This is a genomic window from Enterobacter cloacae complex sp. IR5450, from assembly GCF_049238665.1.
Lineage (GTDB): Bacteria > Pseudomonadota > Gammaproteobacteria > Enterobacterales > Enterobacteriaceae > Enterobacter > Enterobacter hormaechei_C.
On sequence record NZ_JBMKIC010000100.1, the window covers coordinates 1 to 620 of the forward strand.

The window sequence follows — 620 nt, forward strand, 5'->3', positions numbered from 1 at the left end:
AGAACTTTAGCAACAACGCCCGCGCCAACGGTACGGCCGCCTTCACGGATTGCGAAACGCAGACCGTCGTCCATCGCGATTGGGTGGATCAGAGTCACAACCATCTTGATGTTGTCGCCTGGCATTACCATCTCTACGCCTTCTGGCAGTTCGATGGTACCGGTCACGTCAGTTGTACGGAAGTAGAACTGTGGACGGTAGCCTTTGAAGAACGGAGTATGACGGCCGCCTTCGTCTTTGGACAGAATGTACACTTCAGATTCGAACTTGGTGTGTGGCTTGATTGAGCCTGGCTTCGCCAGAACCTGACCACGTTCGATTTCTTCACGTTTGATACCACGCAGCAGAACACCAACGTTCTCACCAGCACGGCCTTCGTCCAGCAGTTTGCGGAACATTTCAACGCCAGTACAGGTAGACTTCGCAGTCTCTTTGATACCAACGATTTCAACTTCTTCACCAACTTTGATGATACCGCGCTCTACACGACCGGTAACAACGGTACCACGACCGGAGATGGAAAATACGTCTTCGATTGGCAGCAGGAATGGCTTGTCAATCGCACGCTCTGGTTCTGGGATGTAAGAATCCAGGTAGCCAGCCAGTTCGATGATTTTCTC

Annotated in this window: 1 protein-coding gene; it reads right to left on the reverse strand. The window is 51.8% G+C overall.

Translation table 11 applies throughout. The features are described from left to right. Positions 1-620, reverse strand: a 620-nt coding sequence (locus tag ACOTYB_RS24875) for an EF-Tu/IF-2/RF-3 family GTPase (RefSeq protein WP_421765927.1), incomplete at both ends; no start/stop codon positions are given.